The 19,457-nt window shown below is 63.8% G+C and carries 17 protein-coding genes; 10 read left to right on the top strand and 7 right to left on the bottom strand.

The window, feature by feature from the left end; translation table 11 throughout:
• Positions 1–80: 80 nt before the first annotated feature.
• Positions 81–677 (bottom strand): cytochrome b/b6 domain-containing protein, encoded by a 597-nt coding sequence (locus tag QYH69_RS06065; RefSeq protein ID WP_308830984.1) that lies wholly within the window; start codon positions 675–677, stop codon positions 81–83.
• 202 nt (positions 678–879) lie between these two features.
• On the opposite strand from QYH69_RS06065, the gene QYH69_RS06060 reads away from it, so the two are divergent.
• The 9 genes from QYH69_RS06060 to QYH69_RS06020 all read left to right on the top strand — a co-directional run bounded on the left by QYH69_RS06060 (position 880) and on the right by QYH69_RS06020 (position 11,191).
• On the top strand, positions 880–1,542 hold the full coding sequence (locus tag QYH69_RS06060) for a response regulator transcription factor (protein ID WP_075160422.1): 663 nt from the start codon (positions 880–882) through the stop codon (positions 1,540–1,542).
• Positions 1,539–2,948: an ATP-binding protein gene (locus tag QYH69_RS06055; RefSeq protein ID WP_308830983.1), complete on the top strand. Its 1,410-nt coding sequence runs from the start codon at positions 1,539–1,541 to the stop codon at positions 2,946–2,948. Before QYH69_RS06060 ends, QYH69_RS06055 begins: the two co-directional genes overlap by 4 nt.
• Before the next feature lie 525 nt (positions 2,949–3,473).
• On the top strand, positions 3,474–4,439 hold the full coding sequence (gene tehA, locus QYH69_RS06050) for a dicarboxylate transporter/tellurite-resistance protein TehA (protein WP_308830982.1): 966 nt from the start codon (positions 3,474–3,476) through the stop codon (positions 4,437–4,439).
• 120 nt (positions 4,440–4,559) lie between these two features.
• Complete coding sequence (locus tag QYH69_RS06045; protein ID WP_308830981.1) at positions 4,560–5,756, top strand: cytochrome P450; 1,197 nt, start codon at positions 4,560–4,562, stop codon at positions 5,754–5,756.
• Positions 5,757–6,278: 522 nt separating this feature from the next.
• Positions 6,279–7,355 (top strand): LLM class flavin-dependent oxidoreductase, encoded by a 1,077-nt coding sequence (locus QYH69_RS06040; protein ID WP_308830980.1) that lies wholly within the window; start codon positions 6,279–6,281, stop codon positions 7,353–7,355.
• Between the two features lie 34 nt (positions 7,356–7,389).
• Positions 7,390–8,220 carry a class II aldolase/adducin family protein gene (locus QYH69_RS06035; RefSeq protein ID WP_308830979.1) on the top strand — a complete coding sequence of 277 codons (831 nt, stop codon included), beginning with the start codon at positions 7,390–7,392 and terminating at the stop codon, positions 8,218–8,220.
• On the top strand, positions 8,220–8,861 hold the full coding sequence (locus QYH69_RS06030; protein WP_308830978.1) for a cysteine dioxygenase: 642 nt from the start codon (positions 8,220–8,222) through the stop codon (positions 8,859–8,861). Before QYH69_RS06035 ends, QYH69_RS06030 begins: the two co-directional genes overlap by 1 nt.
• A gap of 67 nt (positions 8,862–8,928) precedes the next feature.
• Complete coding sequence (locus tag QYH69_RS06025) at positions 8,929–9,891, top strand: ABC transporter substrate-binding protein (RefSeq protein ID WP_308830977.1); 963 nt, start codon at positions 8,929–8,931, stop codon at positions 9,889–9,891.
• A 34-nt stretch (positions 9,892–9,925) separates the two neighbouring features.
• Positions 9,926–11,191: an acyl-CoA dehydrogenase family protein gene (locus QYH69_RS06020; protein WP_308830976.1), complete on the top strand. Its 1,266-nt coding sequence runs from the start codon at positions 9,926–9,928 to the stop codon at positions 11,189–11,191.
• On the opposite strand, the gene QYH69_RS06015 is transcribed toward QYH69_RS06020, so the two are convergent.
• Genes QYH69_RS06015 through QYH69_RS06000 form a run of 4 tightly spaced genes read right to left on the bottom strand, consistent with a single transcriptional unit; the run spans position 11,152 to position 15,156 of the window.
• Positions 11,152–12,186: an ABC transporter substrate-binding protein gene (locus QYH69_RS06015; RefSeq protein WP_308830975.1), complete on the bottom strand. Its 1,035-nt coding sequence runs from the start codon at positions 12,184–12,186 to the stop codon at positions 11,152–11,154. The genes QYH69_RS06020 and QYH69_RS06015 overlap by 40 nt on opposite strands.
• Before the next feature lie 59 nt (positions 12,187–12,245).
• Positions 12,246–13,076: an ABC transporter ATP-binding protein gene (locus QYH69_RS06010; RefSeq protein ID WP_308830974.1), complete on the bottom strand. Its 831-nt coding sequence runs from the start codon at positions 13,074–13,076 to the stop codon at positions 12,246–12,248.
• Positions 13,070–14,134, bottom strand: coding sequence for an ABC transporter permease subunit (locus tag QYH69_RS06005; RefSeq protein ID WP_308830973.1), 1,065 nt, complete (start codon positions 14,132–14,134; stop codon positions 13,070–13,072). The genes QYH69_RS06010 and QYH69_RS06005 overlap by 7 nt, the downstream gene beginning before the upstream one ends.
• 26 nt (positions 14,135–14,160) lie before the next feature.
• Entirely contained in the window at positions 14,161–15,156 is a 996-nt protein-coding gene (locus QYH69_RS06000) for an ABC transporter substrate-binding protein (protein WP_308830972.1), read from the bottom strand.
• A gap of 259 nt (positions 15,157–15,415) precedes the next feature.
• Here QYH69_RS06000 and QYH69_RS05995 point away from each other — a divergent pair, with 259 nt between their 5' ends.
• Positions 15,416–16,471 (top strand): aliphatic sulfonate ABC transporter substrate-binding protein, encoded by a 1,056-nt coding sequence (locus tag QYH69_RS05995; protein ID WP_308830971.1) that lies wholly within the window; start codon positions 15,416–15,418, stop codon positions 16,469–16,471.
• Between the two features lie 83 nt (positions 16,472–16,554).
• Here QYH69_RS05995 and QYH69_RS05990 read toward each other — a convergent pair whose 3' ends face one another.
• The gene (locus tag QYH69_RS05990) at positions 16,555–17,925 is read right to left on the bottom strand and encodes a hypothetical protein (protein ID WP_308830970.1); all 1,371 of its coding nucleotides are present in this window, start codon (positions 17,923–17,925) and stop codon (positions 16,555–16,557) included.
• 315 nt (positions 17,926–18,240) lie between these two features.
• Positions 18,241–19,386, bottom strand: coding sequence for a class C beta-lactamase (ampC, locus tag QYH69_RS05985; protein ID WP_374992354.1), 1,146 nt, complete (start codon positions 19,384–19,386; stop codon positions 18,241–18,243).
• Between the last annotated feature and the right edge of the window lie 71 nt (positions 19,387–19,457).

Here is a 19,457-nt window from a genome sequence, read left to right as displayed (position 1 = left end):
CGCGGGTTCGCCAACGGTGCTGCGCGCGTCGGACCCACCGGGGGCCGCGGCGATGAGGACGAATGCGGCGACAGGCGTTATCACGCGCATCGATCGTCCTGGCTCACCCTGTCATCAGCCCGCTTGCCGCGCGTGGACGATCGCGCGGTCCACGGCACCATGCGATGCATGACGTTGTCCTTCAATACGAAGTGATGAAAAAGCGCAGCCAGAATATGCACCGCGAGCAGCACGAGCAGGACCCAGGCGAGCACGCCGTGGACGTCGCCCATCGCATGCCCGAACGAAGCGCCCTTCGCGGAGAGGGCCGGCAACGGCACGCCACCGGGCAGCGCGACCGTCCACCCTCTCGATGATGCATTGATCCAGCCGAGCACCGGCACGCTTACGAGCACGACATAAAGCAACACGTGTGTCGCGCGCGAAAGCATGGCGACCGCCCTGGGCAGATCTTCGGGCGGCGATCGATGGCTAATGCGCCACAGAACGCGCAGTACCATCACCGCAACGATCGTGGCGCCCACCTTCAGGTGCCATGCGATCAGCCCGTCTGGCACGGTGTCGCGATGGATGTCGGGCATGGTCCAGCCCAGCAGGAACTGCGCGACGATCAACAGCACGATCAGCCAGTGCAGCGTGCGGGCAATGCCGTCGTATTGGACAGATAGTTTCGTCAAGATAGGCTGAGATTGTTAAGCGGCCGGAGAGACCGATACTCGCCGACACGCGTTAATGTGGAGAGGCGACAGGCCCGTCGCCATCCGAAAATGTACTGGCCTTGCCTGAAGAAAACCTTAAGCGGCGGCGGGTATGCCCGCCAGGCGGAAACGGCTAGACTGCGTGTCGTATCGAGTAACGATTGATCTCGCGGAGCACCTGATGCGTATTCTCCTCGTCGAAGATGACGACCTGATCGGTAGCGGCGTCGACGCAGGCCTGCGTCAGGCGGGATTCGCCGTCGACTGGACACACGATGGCGTCGAGGCGCTGCTCGCGTTGCGCACGATGAGCTATGCGCTCGTCGTACTGGACCTTGGTTTGCCGCGCATGTCAGGAAACGAAGTGCTGGCCGCGATTCGACATTCGGGCAACGACGTGCCCGTCATCGTGCTGACGGCGAAGGGAACGGTGGCGGACAGGGTCATCGGCCTCGAGGCGGGAGCAGACGACTATCTCGGCAAGCCGTTTGATCTGACCGAACTGATCGCGCGCTGCCGCGCGCTCGTGCGCCGCTCACATGGACGCAGCACCGAAGCGATCGAGTACCGGAACCTGCGCGTAGACCCGCTTTCTCAAACCGTCACCGTCGACGACACGCCGGTCTCGCTGACCGCAAAAGAGTGGGCCATGCTGAATCACCTGCTCGCTCATCTTGGCAAGCCTCAATCGCGCGCACGTCTCGAAGACAGTCTGTACGGATGGCATTCGGAGATCGAAAGCAATGCTATCGAAGTGCATATCTCGAACCTCAGAAAGAAACTGGGCGGCGACCTCATCAAGACGGTGCGCGGTTTCGGATATGTGATGGATAAATTGTCATGACCACTTCTATCCGTGCCCGCCTGCTCGCGCTGATGCTTCCGGGCATCGGCGCGGTCTGGTGCATTGCTATCGCGTGGAGCTACCACCAGACGGCGCACGAAGTTCGCCAGTGGGACCGCACGCGACTGCTCCAGATCGCGTCCTTGCTGACGCCGCTCGACACGAACAGTCTCGCGCGCGTGGCCTCGGGCGGCGTCGACGTCCGGAACGAATACCCGGACGGCCCCGGTTCCAGTTCGAACACCGATGGCGACCAGGTTCCTCGCCGGGCGCTGCTGGAAGTGCGCGACCGGGACAGCCGAATCATTGCAAGCAGTCCCGATTTCGGTCGCTTGTCCGCATACAAACGCAGTTTGCCCGACGCAAACGGCTTGTCCACTTTCGTCGTCGACAATGCTTTGTGGAACGCCGTCTCAGTGCGCGATGCGGACAGCGGAAACACAATCGACCTCATCGAGCCCGCGCTCACGGGCAGCGACCTCGTGAGCGGCGTCGCGGGAAGGATCGCGCGGCCGATGCTGATAGGACTTCCGGCGCTCGCATTGCTCGTATGGATCGGCATCGGACGAAGCCTTGCGCCGCTTGCGGCATTGTCGCGGGCCGTGCGCGCGCGCGACGCGACGCGCCTCGATCCGATCGCTGTGGGGCCGGAGCCTGTCGAGGTCAGGCCGTTGGTCGAAGAGCTCAATCAGCTGCTTGCGCGCGTGCAAGCAACATTCAGCCGCGAACGCGCCTTTACGTCCGATGCGGCGCACGAACTGAAGACGCCGCTCGCCGCGATCAAGGTGCAAGCGCAAGTGGCGCTTTCGTCATGCGACCCCGAGGTATCGCGTGTCGCGATGCAGCGTGTCGCACAAGGCGTCGACCGCAGTGCGCGGCTTGCGGAACAGTTGCTTCTGCTCGCACGTCTCGACGAACACGAGAAAATTGCCGCGGCCGACGTCGACATGGTTGCGATCGCCGAGGACGCCGTGCTTGCGCGGCACGATGAAATGGAACAGAAAGACATCGATCTGTCGTTCGACGCGGCGCACGCGGCGATGGTCCGCGCCGACGCGACGTTAATGCGCATTCTGATCGACAACGTGCTGGACAACGCAATCAAATACGGTGGCGCGGGCGGAAAGATCGCCGTCCGGATCGCACGCGAGCGGCAATCGACCGTGCTGAGCGTGTCCGACGATGGGCCCGGCGTATCGCCGGCCGAACGCGAGCGGATTACAGATCGCTTTTTCCGGGGCTCGAACGTGACTGCGCGAGGGACCGGACTGGGACTTTCGATTGTCGCGCGTATCGCTCAGTACTTCGACGCGACGCTGCACTTCGGCCCAGGCATCGGCGGGCGCGGACTGTCCGTCCATCTTGCGTTCGATGGTGCGCGATCCACATTGCCAGCCGGAAAATAAGGACGAAGCAGATGATGTAGATCATGGAAAAGCGGTGAAACGAAGCCGTTTCAAACATCTTTTCCGAAACCCTGAACACAAAGATCAGGCCGAGCACCGGTAACTGGAGTGTCAGGCACGCCGCTGCCGCGATCGAAAGGTACGCTCGAACAGTCCGCGCAGCCTGGCCGCTGATCCTTTCTTGCCACATGGTTCGACGCACTCCAGTCGAAAGCAAACTTGTCAGAGCCGATCGGCATAGACTGACACGCGGCGCTGAGGAAGCACTTAAGGTTCACTTTCAGGGGCGTAAGTCACAACCGCGAAGGCGTTCCCTCTTTTTGCCATTCGCCGCATCATCCCTGGATTGCCGTCGATGCAGATTGCCGTACGCAGCTTCCGGCGAATCGGCCTTGCTTGAAGCATCGACCCGGGGAAGCATTCGAGGTTTGCTGCCGATAAGGGTCGCGACGCACGGTATTCGCCATTTATAAGCGCTCACGCATCGCCCGATACTCAAAAAGGAATAATTTTCCCGAGGTGCGTATGTCCATTCCCGCTTCCTTTTTCGGCATCGTGCTTGGTCTTGTCAGCCTCGCCAGCAATTGGCGCGGCGCGGTCCATCTATGGGGCATGCCGCCTGTCATCGGCGAGATCCTCATGGCCACGGCGTTTGCAACGTGGGCACTACTGGCGGTTTGCTACGTCTTCAAATGGGTCGGGCAACGCGAGGCCGCGCTCGCGGAATGGCAGCATCCGGTGCAGTGCTGCTATATCGGTCTCATTCCCGCCACGACGGCACTCATGGGCGTGGCCCTTGCGCCCTATAGCCGCGAACTCGCCAATCTGGCCTTATGGCTCGGCGCAGCCGGGCATCTTCTGTTCAGCGTGTGGCGCGTGGGCGCGATGCTGCAGGGCGACCGCGATATTGCAACCATCACGCCCGTTACCTATCTGCCTTCGGTCGCCGGCAATTTCATCGTTGCCATTACGGCCGGTACGCTCGGTCATGCGTCGTGGGGTTTGCTGTTTTTTGGCGCCGGCCTCTTCATGTGGCTGGCGATGGAGTCGATCATCGTGAACCGCCTGTTGCACGCGGCAGCGCTGCAAGCGCCGCTGCGCCCGACGCTCGGCATCCAGCTCGCGCCGCCTGTGGTCGCCGTGACAGCCTGGCTGGCCAACACGCAGGGCGCCCCGGAGTGGCTTGTACAGGCCACCTGGGGATATGGGATATTCCAGCTGCTATTGCTGATCCGCCTGCTGCCCTGGATCTTCAAACAACCGTTTGCACCATCTTACTGGGCCTTTACCTTCGGTCTGACTGCGCTGTCCGGCGGCGGCATCCAGATGACGCTTCGCGGTGCGCAAGGTGCGATTGCCGACATGTCGCCGGTTCTATTCGTTTTCACCAACGTCGTACTTGGCTTGATCGTCATCGGCACCTTGACACTGCTGCTGCAACGCAAGCTCGTACCGCACGTTGCCGCACCCGCGCGCCAGGAAGAAGCTTGAACGCGATACGATTTGCACCCCGACATTAAACACCGCGACTATAAGGAATATCGCCGCGACGCCGCGCGTTCAGATTAGTACCGTGCGCATTGCGCACCGACCGCCTGGAGCGCCGCGCCCATGGAATTCGCCGATTTTCAAACTGCATCGTTCTTCGAGAACCCGTATCCCGTTTACGCCAGCCTGCGTGCGGAAGGTTCGCTCGTGCCGATCGCACCGAACATGGTGATGACTGGGCATTACGACATCGTCGACGCATTGCTGCATGACCGCCGCGTCGGCAAGGCCTATCTGGAGAGCATTCGCGCGAGGTATGGCGAAGACGGGCCGCGACTGCCGGTGTTCCAGACGCTGAGCCGCATGATGTTCTCGATCAATCCGCCCGCCCATACGCCGTTGCGCAGCCTGATGATGAGAGCGTTCAATGCGCGGCAGGTCGAAACGATTCGCGAAATCGCACGCACGACCGCGCACGAACTGATCGACGCGATGGCGAAGGCCGACGGTGCGGACCTGATGGCAAGCTACGCTTTGCCGTTGCCCGTCCGCATTATCTGCCGCATGCTCGACGTTCCCGTCGAAGATGCCGGCGCGCTGGCGGACGACACGCGCGAGCTGACGCGCGCCCTCGACGCGGTGCCGATTCCTTTCGACGAACTCGCAGGTCCGAACGAAGCGTGCGCAAAGCTGGAACGATACTTTGCGGACGTCATCGAAGCGCGCCGCAAAAAGCCCGGCGACGATCTGGTCTCGCTGTTGCTGCGCATCGAGGAAAACGGCGCGAAGATGAGCGAAGCAGACATCATCGCCAACGTGATACTGCTGTTCGGCGCGGGTCATGAAACGACGTCGAATCTGCTCGGCAACGCGCTGATTGCGCTGCATCGCCATCCGGAGCAATTGCACGCGCTGAGGCGGCATCCCGATCGGATCCCGCAAGCCGTATTCGAATGCGCGCGCTACGACACGTCGGTCCAGTCCACGGTGCGCACCGCGCTCGAAGACGTCGAGATCGGCGGCACGACGATACCGCGCGGTACCGTCATCATGGTCATGCTCGGCTCGGCGAATCGCGACCCTGCGAAGTTCGACGCGCCGGACCGGCTCGACATCGCCCGCAATGACGCGCGGCTCATCTCGTTCGGCGCGGGCATTCATCATTGCCTCGGATATCGGCTCGCGCTGCTCGAACTCGAGACCTCGCTGACTGTGTTGCTCGAACGTTTGCCGCGGCTACATCTGACGGCACTCGACGACCTGCAGTGGCGGCACCGCGGAAATCTGCGCGGCGTCAAGGCGTTGGCCGCCCAGTGGTGAGCGGACTACGCCCGATCGGACGCGGACATTGCAGGCCGCCGACATCAGTTCGTTCCTCTGCATGCCTACGGATCGGTTCGGTCCAGATTCTGGAATCCGCGTATATCGAGTGTGAAACCGCTTTCGCGGAATAAGCATGGCGGCGACGCGTTGATGGCAGCCGCGAGCGCCGAAGCCGCACGGCGGAAACTGGCCGTGAGCATCGCCGTCGTCGACGACGGAGGACACCTTCTCGCGTTCGAGCCGCCGACGATGCATCGATCGTGCAGTGCGCGGCGGATTGCGTGCTTCGCGAGGCGAACGGCGGGAACATTGAGTTATCCTGGCCGAAGCCGGCTACGACCGACTCCAGCAGTTGCCGTTCTGCCGATAACGATATCGATATTTACCATTTAGCGCTCGCGTACTGCGGTGTTAGCCTGATTCAATCCACGGTGGGACGAGTCGACGTCGTATGCATGCCGCACGTCTGCTTTCGCAGCGACCCGTTCGCCATAACGAAAACCCACAGCAGGAGCGAACGTGAGCGTCGAATTCATCGGCATGATCCAGCAGCGCAAGATATCGGAGACGCATCGTCCGCAGGGACCTGCGATCGATACGGACTACGTCCGTTCGTTTGCGCAGGCGCACGAGAGCGCGGGGTTCGACCGCATCCTCGTGCCGCACAGTTCGACGAGTCCCGACGCGACGATCACGATTGCCTATGCGGCGGGCGTCACGTCCCGCATTCATTTCATGCTCGCGCATCGACCCGGCTTCGTTGCGCCGACGCTCGCCGCACGGCAGATCGCGACGCTCGATCATTTCTCGGGCGGCAGGCTCGCCGTGCACTTCATTTCAGGCGGCAGCGATGAAGACCAGCGGCGCGACGGCGATTTCCTGAGCCATGACGATCGCTATGCGCGCACCGATGAGTATCTGCAGATCCTGCGCCGCATCTGGACCGAAAGCGCGCCGTTCGACCACGAGGGCCGCTTTTATCGCTTCGAAAAAGCATTCTCCGAAGTCAAGCCGAAACAGACACCGCACGTGCCGATCTATTTCGGCGGCGCGTCCCAAGCCGCGCTCGCCGTCGCCGGCAAGCATGCCGACGTCTATGCGCTTTGGGGAGAATCGAAGCAGCAGGTCGCGGAGCAACTGTCGCGCGTGCGTGCCGAAGCGGCAAAACACGGCCGCACGGTGCGCTTCTCGGTGTCGTTCCGGCCGATTCTCGCGGCAACCGAAAAAGCTGCCTGGGAACGCGCCGAACACATCCTCGAAGCGACCCGCCGCTTGCGCGTCGAACAGGGCTTTTCGCGCGGCGGTCCGCAGCAGAGCGAAGGCGCCCGGCGGCTGCTTGCCGCGGCCGGCGACGGCGTGCGCGCCGACGAGCGCCTGTGGACGGCGGTCGCAAAAGAAATCGGCGGACGGTCCAATTCGACTGCGCTTGTCGGCACGCCGTCGCAGGTCGCGCAGACACTTTCCGAATACTACGCGCTCGGTGTGACGACGTTCCTGATCCGCGGCTTCGATCCGCTCGACGACGCGATCGACTACGGCCGCGAACTGATTCCCGTCACACGGGAACTGACTTCGCGCGTGCCACGCGCGGCATAAGCCAACAACGCCCTCATTCCACCGAGCACACATCATGACCAACGCGCTTCTCCTCGACGATCCCGCATCCGCCGCTCATGCTGCGCCGCGCCAGGAGCCCGTCCGCAAGTTCTGGTTCGACGACGACGCCGCGCCACGGCGCACATTGGCCGAAGAACGCGTGCATCGACAGCAGCGCCTCGCAGGCGCATTCCGCCTCTTCGCACGCTACGGATTTGCTCAGGGACTCGCCGGCCACATTACCGCGCGCGATCCGGAATGGACCGATCACTTCTGGGTCAATCCGCTTGGCCGGCACTTCGGCCGTATCCGCGTGTCGGACCTGCTGCTCGTCAACCGGCACGGTGAAATCGTCGTCGGCGAAGGTCCCGTAAATCAGGCAGCGTTTGCGATTCATGCCGCGATTCACGAAGCGCGGCCTGACGTCGTCGCCGCCGCGCACACGCACTCTCTGTACGGCAAGGCGTGGTCGACGCTCGGCCGCAAGCTCGATCCGCTCACGCAGGATTCGTGTTCGTTCTACGAAGACCAGGCGCTCTTCGACGATTTTCGCGGCGTCGTGCTCGACACGACGGAAGGTGCGCGTATCGCCGACGCGCTCGGCACGAACAAGGCCGTGATTCTGAAGAACCACGGCATTCTGACGGCAGGACCGAGCGTCGAGGCAGCGGCGTGGTGGTACATCGCATTCGACAATGCGTGCCATGCGCAACTGCTCGCGCAAGCCGCCGGCACGCCGAAGCAGATTCCACATGACATCGCCACATTGACGCACCAGCAGATCGGCCGCCCCGGCAGCGCGCAACATGCGTTTGAAAGCCTGTACGAGGGCCTTGTTGAAGACGAACCGGCGCTGCTCGACTGATGGCGCACGATAAATTGCGCCGTTTTGTCGGCGAGATCGCGGAAATCGTCGATTCGAACGCGGCGGAACCCGTACTGCTCGAATATGGCGCAGCGGCATTGCGGGAACTCGTACGCGTCGACGACTGGTTGCCGCAAGCGTATGCGCGGCCTTCAGCCGAGCGGTATCAGCAATACCTGCTGTATGCGGACGCGCGTCAGCGCTTTAGCGTCGTCAGCTTCGTCTGGGGTCCGGGGCAGCGCACGCCCGTTCACGACCACACGGTGTGGGGCTTGATCGGGGTGCTGCGCGGTGCGGAATTCGCAGCGCCCTACGCGCGCGACGGCAGCGGCGTGCTTCGCGAGTCGGGCAGCGAAATCCGCCTCGCCGCGGGAGACGTCGACGCGGTGTCGCCGTCGATCGGCGACATTCACCGCGTACGCAATGCGTACGACGATCGCACGTCGATCAGCATTCACGTTTATGGCGCGAACATCGGCGCGGTACGACGCTTCACGTATCCGGCCGAGGGCGCGCGCAAGCACTTCATCTCGGGCTATTCGAACAACACGCTGCCGAATCTGTGGGACCTGAGCGAGGTGCTCGACAAGCAGTGCATCGCCGCGCCTCGCCACGAAGATCAATGCGTTTGCGTTCGATAAGTTCGTGTTCGATAAAGCACGCGCCTCCCATGCTCTTCCCCGTTCTTTACATGTCCCCCATTTGCTTATGCGTCGCTCGACAAACCGTCTGCTCATCCACGCTATCCATGTCCTGCTCGCCGCATCATGCGCGGCCCCTTTTGCGGCAAACGCCGCAGCCGCCGACGCGGCTTTAAAGGTGGGCGACCAGCAATTGCAGACGCGCGGCATTCTCGAGGCTTCGGGGCAACTGAAGGACGTGCCATACACGATCGAATGGTTCAATTTCCCCGCCGCCCAGCCGCTCGGTGAAGCGCTGAATGCCGGCGCGATCGACATCGGCGGCCTCGGCGACGCCCCGTTGATTTTCGCGTATGCGGCCGGCGCGAAGGTGCGCGCGGTCGCCGCGACGCGCTCCACGCCGCTCGATCTCGCCATCATCGTCCCCGCCGGCTCGCCGATCCTCACGCCCGCCGATCTCAGGGGAAAACGCATCGCGACCACGCGCGGGTCCATCGGCCATTACCTCGTCGTCGCGACGCTCGGGCGTGCCGGAATCAAGCCGTCCGACGTATCGCTTCGCTTCATGCAGCCGGCCGACGCGAAATCCGCGCTCGCCTCCGGCGACGTCGACGCATGGTCGACCTGGGACCCGTACGTCGCACTGTCCGAACAGCTGGACCGCACGCGCAGTATCGCAAACGGCGTGAACCTGACGTCGGGATTGAGCTTTCAGGCAGCAACCGAAGCGTCGATCAAAACAAAGCACGATCAGATAGCCGATTTCCTCAAGCGCGTTGCCGCCGGGCAGCGCTGGGCGTTGTCGCATCCCGACGAAGTCGCCGCCATGCAATCGAAAGTCACGGGTTTGCCGCCGTCGGTGCTGAAAACCGTCTATCGACGCGCGCAATTGCATCCGGTCGCAATCGACGACGCACTGATCGCCGAACAGCAAAGGACAGCAGATCTTTATCTGCGCGCGGACGTAATAAAAACGCAGCTCGACGTAAAGCCGAGCTTCGACCGGCAATTTCCGCTCGATGCACCGTGATGTCCGCTCGCTCAACAAACCGCTGCTTTCGCCCATGACCCAACGCCGTCTCGAACACGCGCTTGGCCCCTTCGACCTCGACCGCGACCTCGAGCGCGACGCCAACGCGCTCGACGCGCTCGCCGACCTCGACAGTCCTCGCGCGGCGGCCTGGCTTGGTGAACTGACCAGCACATTTGCCGCGAGCGCCGCCGGACTCGACGCCGGCCCGCATTTTCCGCACGACAATCTCGCGCTGCTGCGTCGTGCCGGCCTGCTCTCGCTCACTGTGCCGCGTGCACTCGGCGGACGCGAAGCCACGCTTGCACAGGCGCTGAAGGTCGTGCGTGCGGCGGCACGCGGCGAGCCGTCGACTGCGCTGATTCTGGTCATGCAGTGCCTCTATCATCTTCGGCTGCAGGCAAACCCGAACTGGCCCGTCGCATTGAAGGAGCGGCTCGCGCGCGACGCGGTCGAACGAGGCGCGCTGATCAATTCGCTGCGCGTCGAACCGGAACTCGGTTCGCCGTCGCGCGGCGGCTTGCCGGCGACGGTCGCGCGTCTCGACGGCGACGAGTGGCTGCTCAACGGGCGCAAGCTGTATTCCACGGGCAGCCCAGGTCTCACGTGGCTCGCGGTATGGGGCCGCACCGACGAAGCATCGCCGAGCGTCGGCACGTGGCTCGTGCATCGTGATTCGCCCGGCATTCGTATCGGCGAACGATGGAATCATCTCGGCATGCGCGCGACGGGCAGCCATGAAGTGATCTTCGAAAACGTGCGCGTGCCGCGCGAGCGCGCGGCTGACCTGCAGCCGCCGCCCGGGCCCGCGGCCGGGCTCGACCCGATAACGTCGATATGGAGCAATGTGCTGTTGCCGGCCATCTACGACGGCGTCGCGCGCGCCGCACGCGACTGGTTCACCGTGTGGGCCGCGCAGCGCGTACCTTCGGGCCTCAACGCGCCCCTCGCGAGCCTCGATCGCTTTCAGCAGCTAGCCGGCCGCATCGATGCGCTGCTTTTCAGCAACCGCACGCTGCTCGACGCCGGTGCCGCCGGCGCCGTCGATGCCGCGCACGCGCCGACGATCAAATATCTCGTCGGCAGGCAATCGATCGAAGCCGTCCAGCTGGCGCTCGAAGCGAGCAGCAACCCGGGCTTGAGTCGCAACAATCCGCTCGAGCGCCACTACCGCGACGTGCTTTGCGCGCGCATCCACACGCCGCAGGACGACACGATTCTCGGCAATCTCGGGGGCGCCGCATTCGGCGCGCACCTCGATCAAACCAGCACGTCCGAAAACACACGCGTTGCGAATTGACGGGAATCGGTGCTCGCGTTGATCACGCCGACCGATTTCAGATCGTCGGCGTAAAGCGCGATCTCGTTGCGAAACGCAGCGCCGACCGGATGATGGTGATCGGTGTGACTTCTGAGCATCGCGGCCAGTTGCGCGACGCTGGCGCCCGGCGCGTTCGGCGCGAAGATCGCCGCCGCTTCGTCCGGATGGTTCGCGGTCCACTCGGTCGCTTCGAGCAGCGCTCGCGTCAGCGCCTGCGCGGTCGCACGGTCCTTGCGCACGAGCGAGCCGCGCACGCCGAGCACGCAGCACACGCGGTTTGCGTATTCGCCGCACAGGTTATTCGACACTTCCTGGAGATGGTCGGTCTCGCGCAACGTCCAGATGGTCGGATCGCCGTCGGCAATCGCATGGACTTCGCCCTTCTTCAGCGCCTCGCCGAGCAGAGGGGCCGGGTATTGCCGCCAATGCACGTCGCCATCCGGATCGACGCCGATCTTTTTCAGCGAGATCGCGAAAAAATTCTTCGCGGGACTGGCCATATCGCTGACGCCGACCGTGCGGCCCTTCAGCCCCTGCAAATCGACGATCCCAGATGTTTTCGTGGCAAGCAGGCGCATGCAGCCGCCGTGAATACCGGCGGTCAATTTCACGTCGAAGCCCTGTTCGAGCGGCTTGATCCAGCGCAGCGCCATGCCGACCCCCGCATCGGACTTGCCCGTTGCGATCGCTTCGAGCAGCTGGTCGGTCGAGCCCGCGAAGTTGACCGTCTCGACGTCGAGGCCATGCCGGCGGAAAAAGCCTTGCTGCGCCGCCACGGGCACCGGCGCCGTGCAGATCGCGCCCGCGTTCCACGACAGCTTGAGCGGTTTGAGGTTTTCGTCGGCGGCAGCATGCACGCCCGGTAGGCCGAACGTCGCGCCGCCGAGCGCGGCCGCGCCTGCCGTCCATGCGGCGTTGCGCAGCCATGCGCGGCGCGACGGCTGAGCGGGCATATCGATATCGATCGGATTCATCGCTTGTGTTTCCCCATATTCGATGCGATTGCGGGGTGAAGCCGCCCTTGCGCGCGCCCTCACGTGTCAAGGCCCAATTGCGCGAGCACATCGCGGCGCAGCGCAACGAGCTTCGAATCGTCCCGATGCCGCGGATACGGTGCGTCGTTGCGTACCTGCGCGACGATGCGAGCGGGCCGCTCGCTGAACACGATTACACGGTTCGCGAGATAGAGTGCTTCTTCGACGTCGTGCGTCACGAACAGCACCGAAAAGCCGGCCGATTGCCACAGACGCACGAGTTCACTCTGCATGCGGATGCGCGTCAGCGAGTCGAGCTTGCCGAACGGCTCGTCGAGCACCAGCAATTGCGGGTCGTTGACGAGCGCGCGAGCCAGTGCCGCGCGCTGCGCCATACCGCCCGATAGCTGATGCGGAAACGCGTCGGCGAATGCGAGGAGTCCGACGAGTTCGAGCGCCGCGTCGATCCGCTCGCGTGCGCCGCGTATGGCGCGCTGTGCTTGCGGGCCGACACCGACGTTGTCGCGTACCGTACGCCACGGAAACAGCGTCGGGTCCTGGAATACGACGACGCGCGACGGGTCCGGTCCCGCGATCGGCTCGCCGTGCGCGTGCAACGCGCCGTGCGCTGGTTTCTCGAGCCCCGCGACGAGGCGCAATAAGGTCGACTTCCCACAGCCGCTCGGCCCGAGCAGCGCGACGAATTCTCCTGGCTCGACGGTGAGGCTCACGTCGTCGAGAACAGGCAGATGTTGGCCGCGTAACGCAAAGTGGTGACTGACGTGGCGCACGTCGATGCGAACGCCGTTTGCCGCGGACGCTTTTACGCCGTTTTTCGTCTGGTCGTGCGCCCGCGTCGGCGGCGCGGGTCGAGCGGTGGCGGCTACCATTTGAGCAATCCCTTTTGCCAGACGAGCACCCGATCGCGCACGCGGAAAAGCAGCGTGACAAGCCCCGAGCACATCAGCGCCATGACAAGCAGCGCCGCGTACATGTTCGAATACGCGGCCCAGCCCTGCGCCCATTGCAGATACCAGCCTAGCCCCGCCTTCACCCCCATCATCTCGGCAACGACGAGTACCGCGAACGACGCACCGAGCCCCATGAAAAGCCCGACGAACACCGACGGCAACGCGGCGGGAATCGCCACCCGGAACACCAGAAACGATGGGCGCGCGCCCAACGTGCGCGCCACGTCATAGTAGGCGGAGTTCACGCTCGCGACGCCAGACCATGTCAGCACCGCGACGGGAAATGCCGTTGCCAGCGCGATCAGAAACACGCTTGCGCTGAAGCTCGACGGGAAAAAGAAAAACGCGAGCGGCAGCCATGCGGTTGCGGGCAAGGGACCGACAAGGCGCAACACCGGATGCAGCCAGTAGCCGACCGCGCGCGACCAGCCGATGCTCACGCCGATCATGAAACCGGTCAGCGCCCCGAGCAGATAGCCATAGACGAGCAGCACAAGGGAATGCACAACGCTTGCCGCGAGCCTCGGCAGATCGTCCGCGTAGACCGAGATCAGCGCTTGAGGCGGTGCGAAAAACGGGCGCGGTAGCCATTCGAGCTGTGCGGTCGCGATTTCCCACGCGCTCACGCCGATGGCGATTACGAGCAGCCACGGCGTCGCGGCAAGGCATGCATCGATATGCCCACGGACCGCTCGGACCGCCGCTTGCGTGGTTCGGGCCGCATGCCCCGTGGCCGCATACCGAGCAGCGGCAACAATCGCTGCCGACAGCGCGGCGAGCAGCAGCTTCAGGACCAGTAATTCCCGCGTGTGCGGCCAGATGTCGGCGGCCGGCCACCATGCGGTGACGGCCGCGCTGCCAGACCATGCAAGCGCGGCCAGCAGCGCGATCGCCGGTTTGCGGCTCGCGGCTGCCGTTGTGTCCTCGCGTACTGCCGCGCCGGCGGCGTCGACGGTATGGGTATGGGTCGTGGACATGCGTGCGTTTTCCGTGAACAGTTTTGTCAGGCATTAGCGATATGCGTTTCCGCAATCGCCCGCACATTGATGCGTTTCGGCAGAATCGCATCGCGGTATGCGCTGTCGGCGACTTTCTGCAACGCCTCGATATCCGCATCGGCAACGAAACGCTGACGCAACGCCGCGCGCCGGGTGATCTGCTTCGCCGCCTCGAGCGGCGAACGTGTGAGCGTCGCATAGATCGACGCATACGCGTCGGGATGCGCGATCGCCCAGTCGCCCGCGCGCTGATATCGAACCAGCACGTCACTCATCGCGGCCCGCTTTCCCGGGTCGGCAAGCGATGCACCCGACGCGGTGATAAAGCCCAGACCGCTGTTGATGCCTGTGCCGTCGCGCAGTACCCGGCCGCCGCGCTGCGCTGCGATGCCGTAATAAGGATCGAACGTCGCCCATGCTTCGATCGAGCCAGATGCGAATGCCGCAAATGCATCGACAGGCAGGATAAATCGCACCGAGACGTCGTCCTTCGACAGCCCCGCTTCGGCCAGCGCGCCATACAGCTGGAACTGCGAGATGCTGCCGCGCGCAGACGACACGAACACCGTGCGCCCTTTGAGGTCCGCGACCCTGCGTATCGACGACTCGGGCCTGACGAGAATGCCCAGCTGCGTAGCCGAACCGACGCGCGTTGCGACGATTCTGAGCGTCGGATCGCCGACGGCCGCGGCGAGCACCGGCAGATCGCCGGCGGGCGCAAGATCGACGGCGCCTGCGCGCTGTGCCTCGAATAGCGGCGCAGCGCCCTGGAAGTTTGCCCAGCGGTACGCATACGGTGCGCCTTCCAGCACTCTCGCGGCTTCGATCAGCGCACGCGTGCCGCCGGCCTGATCGCCGAGCACCAGCGTGGCATGGCCGGTGGCTTGCGCGGCGCGCGCGAGGCTTATGCCCGCCGTCGCACCCAGCACGGCCATCGTCGGTATCGCGGCAAGCATGCGGCGGCGCGTCTGAAACGAAATCAGGTCGGAAGCGTTGGTCATAAAGCCTCGGAATCGATAGTTAGTAAAGCGTATCGATGAAGCGACCGCGTGAGAATCATTGGTTTTCGATATCTTTATATCGGTTTGCTCTTTGTCGCTCAAAGGACCGCTTCAGCGGCTCCAATCGACCGCGCTTATCTGCATCCGTCAAATCCTTAGCTGAAACCGGCAGTTCGCGCGAAACGCCGAGGTTGCTAGGATCGACGGTTCGACGCTACGGCGCAGCCGTTTCGTTCAACGACAACAAGGACATCGCGCCATGCTGAAACACACCCGCCGCCGCATCGCCGCCCGCTTCACCCTCTTGGCCCTCTTGGCCCGCCTCGCCCTCGCTTCGCTGCTGGCTACGGGCGGCGTAACGGGCTTCGCTCAAACGCCCGCGGCCACGAACGCGTCGAATACCTCGACTGCCGCGCCGATCGCGCTTCGCATCGGCTATCAGAAGTCGTCGACGCTGATCACGCTGATCAAGACGCGCGGGTCGCTCGAAAAAGCGCTGGCGCCGCTCAACGTGCGTATCTCGTGGAACGAATTCGCAAGCGGCCTGCCGTTGACCGAAGCGCTGAACGTCGACGCCGTCGATTTCAGCGCCGACGTCGCGGACACGGTGCCGGTCTTTGCGCAGGCTGCGCACGCGCGCTTCGTTTATGTCGCGCAGGAGGCGCCGTCGCCCGGCGCGCAGGCAATCATCGTCAAGAAAGACAGTGCGTTGCATTCGCTTGCCGACCTCAAGGGCAAGCGCATCGCGGTGACCAAGGCGGCGGGGAGCCATTACCTGCTGCTCGCGGCGCTCGCGCGCGCCGGGCTCAAACCGGCGGACGTCAAAACGAGCTATTTGACGCCTGCCGACGGGCGCGCTGCCTTCGAGCGCGGCAGCGTCGACGCCTGGGTGACATGGGATCCGTACGTCGCATCGGTCGAGCGCGAAGCCGATGTGCGCATTCTTGCCGACGGCACCGGCCTCGCGTCGTACCAGCGCTACTACCTCGCGTCACGGGCCTTTGCCGACGCGCATCCTCAAATCGTCGCCGTGCTGTTCGAGCAACTGAAGGAAGCCGGCGACTGGTTGCGCGCACATCCACAGGAAGCCGCCAACACGCTGGCGCCCGTCTGGGGGCTCGACGCCGCGACGATCGAGCGCGCCAACGCGCGGCGCAGCTATCTCGTGCGTCCAGTCACGGCGCACGATTTCGGCGAACAGCAGACCATCGCCGACGCGTTCTACCGCAACGGCCTGCTGCCTGCCGAGGTACCGACGAAACAGGCGTGGTACTGGGATTTCGCGGCGCGACGGGCGCAGACGATCGGCAGTTGATGACATTGCGCATCGATCTTGCGCAACCCTACATCGACGCAGCGTTCACGATGCGCCTCGCGCAGCACGCCGCCGCTTCGCGCTCAGGCTTCGAGACTATCCTTCGCCGCATCGAACTGCGCAGCAAGCTGCCTGATCTTTGCGACGACGGGCTCCTCCTTGAGTGCGGAGCCGGGCTTGAGCAGCGACATGACCTCGACCACGAGCTTGTGGATGCCGGCGTCGACGCACGCTGCCTGCTGCATCATTGCGTTGAATCCGAGCGCGTCTTCGAAGTTGTCGGGCCGCACGCCGTGCGTCTCGCGAAACGCGAGATCGGGCATCGCGGCGAGCGCCCAGATATTGTCGAGCACCGGGCTCGCTGCTTTCATCAGTGCCTCGAACAGGCCGTCGAGCGGTTGCGCTTCATTTTTGCGGCTAGCAAGCAGATCGCGAAGCAGCAGCGCCTCTTTCGCCGCAGCGGCCATGCCCTGCCCATAGACTGGATTGAAGCGGCAAATCGCGTCGCCGAGCACGATCAGTCCGCGCGGCCAATCGGTGTAGCGCTCGAAGTGCCTGCGGCGATTCTCCGGAAACTTGTGCCGGTAGATCTTGCCGTACGGCTTCGCATGCATCAGCACGTCGTAGATCGTCGAGGTTTGCAGCGTCTTCGCGAACTCGAGAAGGTCTGCCCATTCCGACGGCGGGGCATCGTCGCCGCGCGCGCCGAATCCTGCGAAGAAGCGATCGTCTTCGCGTACGAGCAGCAGACCCTGATGCGTGTTGCCGGGGGGCGCCGGCATCGTGCGCAGCACGTCGTACGCGGGCCGATTCCCCGGTGAAAATTCGACGATCGCCGTCGAGTAATTCATGTCGATGCGCATCACCGTTTCTTCGGGCGCCTCGCGTCCCGTCGCACGCAGAAACTCGAGCGTCGGCTCGCCCCGGCCAGATGCATCGAGCACAAGGTCCGCCGCGATCGTCTCCTGTGCGCCCGCTTGTGTTTCATAGCGCACTGCGGCGACCGCCTTGCCATCCGGCGTCGCGACGATTCCGGTGACGCGGCGCCCATCGAGTTTTGCGATGCTTGTTTGCCGCTGCAACTCGCGCCGCGCGACCCATTCGATCAGGCCGCGCGAACACTTCACGACAGGAATCCCTAGCTGACGCGCAGGTAGCGCCGCCTGCGCCGAGAATTCCAGCAGAAGCTTCTGGCCGAAGTCCGACTCCTTCGCACCCGCATCGCACAGCCTGGTCGCAAAATCATCGAACAGCGCATCGAGCGCCGCCACGCAGCCCGGCAACAGTCCGTGCGGATGGCGGCCCTGCGGCACGCCGGGGCGCGCCTCGGCTTGCGCGGGCAACACGTCGCGTTCGATCAGCACGATGTGCTCGAAGCTGCCGACAAGCGCCTGCGCGGCCGCCAATCCACCGACTCCGGCTCCGATCACCACTGCGCGCTTTCCCAGATACATGGCCTTCTCCAGATGAGTCAGGTGACAGGCACGCGCGTGGTGCTTCGAATGGCGGACCAAAATATCGCCGCCTGCGCGCGCCGTTGCAAAACCCACAACAACCGGCTAAGGGCGATATTCCGGACCGGGGAGGATGTTGAGAATTGACGAACGCCCGCGTGACCGAATGAAACGCGTCGACGAGCAGAGGTGGACGACTGCGTATGCCACCGCAACAGCCCGGGTACAGCATCGAGATGCAAGCGGCTTCGCTCGACAAGTACGGCTTTCGCGCGGGCGAAGCGTGGTCTGCGTGAGCGACGCTATATAACGTGATTACTGTGCACCGCCCGCGAACGACGTGAGAATCTCGTGCGCGGCAGCCACGCGGTCCGCGATCGGGAAGTTACGGTTGCCCAGAATCACGATCCCGAGCCGTTTTGCGGGTACGAACGCGACATAAGCACCGAAGCCGTTCGTCGAACCCGTCTTGTTGATCCATACGTTGTTCATGGGCGGCAGCGGCGGATCGATCGCGGTTACGGGTATCCCGTTCGTAACCATCGATGGCGCATTGCCCTCGAGCAGCGAGTTCAACGTAACCGGATACGGGTACTGCTCCCAGATCAGGTCCTGTGTCATCGGCCCTGCCTTGAAGTATCCGGTGTGCGTATCGGCGATCGCGCGCTGCAGCGGCGCATCGAGTTCGATCAGATTCATGTTCGCTTCGATAAAGCGCAGCATGTCCGCCGCCGTCGATTTGACGCCGTATGCTTCGGGCGCCAGTTCACCGCCCTTCAACCGGATCGGCTTGCCGTCCTTTGTATAGCCTTGCGCGTAATCGGACACATGCTCGACAGGAATGTCAATGAAGCTGTGCTTCAGGCCGAGGGCCGGAAAAAGGCGCTGCTCGATCAGCGAAGTGAAATCGTCGTTCATGCTCTTCGCCGCGATCAGGCCGAGTGTGCCGATGCCGGGATTGGTATAGGTCCGGTACGTGCCTGGCGCATACTGCGGACGCCATGCCTTGAAATAACGCATCAGCTGCGCGTCGTTTTCGATTTCGTCGGGCACCTGGAGCGGAAGCCCGCCGGGCGTATGCGTGCCCAGATTGAGCAGGCTCAGATTGCCGAACGGGCTGCCGCGCAGCGTCGGCAAATACTTGCCGACGCTATCGGACAGCGACAGCTGACCGTTCACTTGCGCCCACGATGTCAGCGTGGCCGTAAAGGTCTTGCTGACCGAGCCGAGCTCGAACAGCGTGTCGTTCGCCACCGGCTTGCGCGTTTGCGTCGACGCGACGCCGAAGTTGAACACCTGCGGCTTGCCGTCGACGATGACGCCGACCGCGACGCCTGCGATCTGGTCCTTCGCCATCATCGGGCGTATCGCATGATCCACCGCACGCTCGATGCTGCTGCGAGCGGGACCGCCGGCACGCGCGGCCGCTCCCTCGACTGTGGCCGCATTCGCGTGGCTCATCGCAGGTGCGATGCACAGCGCACCAAGCAGCGACAAGATCCGCGCAGCCGACGAGCCATATGCGCGACCCG

This window comes from Paraburkholderia sp. SARCC-3016, assembly GCF_031119615.1.
Taxonomy (GTDB): domain Bacteria; phylum Pseudomonadota; class Gammaproteobacteria; order Burkholderiales; family Burkholderiaceae; genus Paraburkholderia.
Note: the sequence above shows the minus strand (reverse complement) of the source record. Positions and strands in the feature narration are given on the sequence as shown.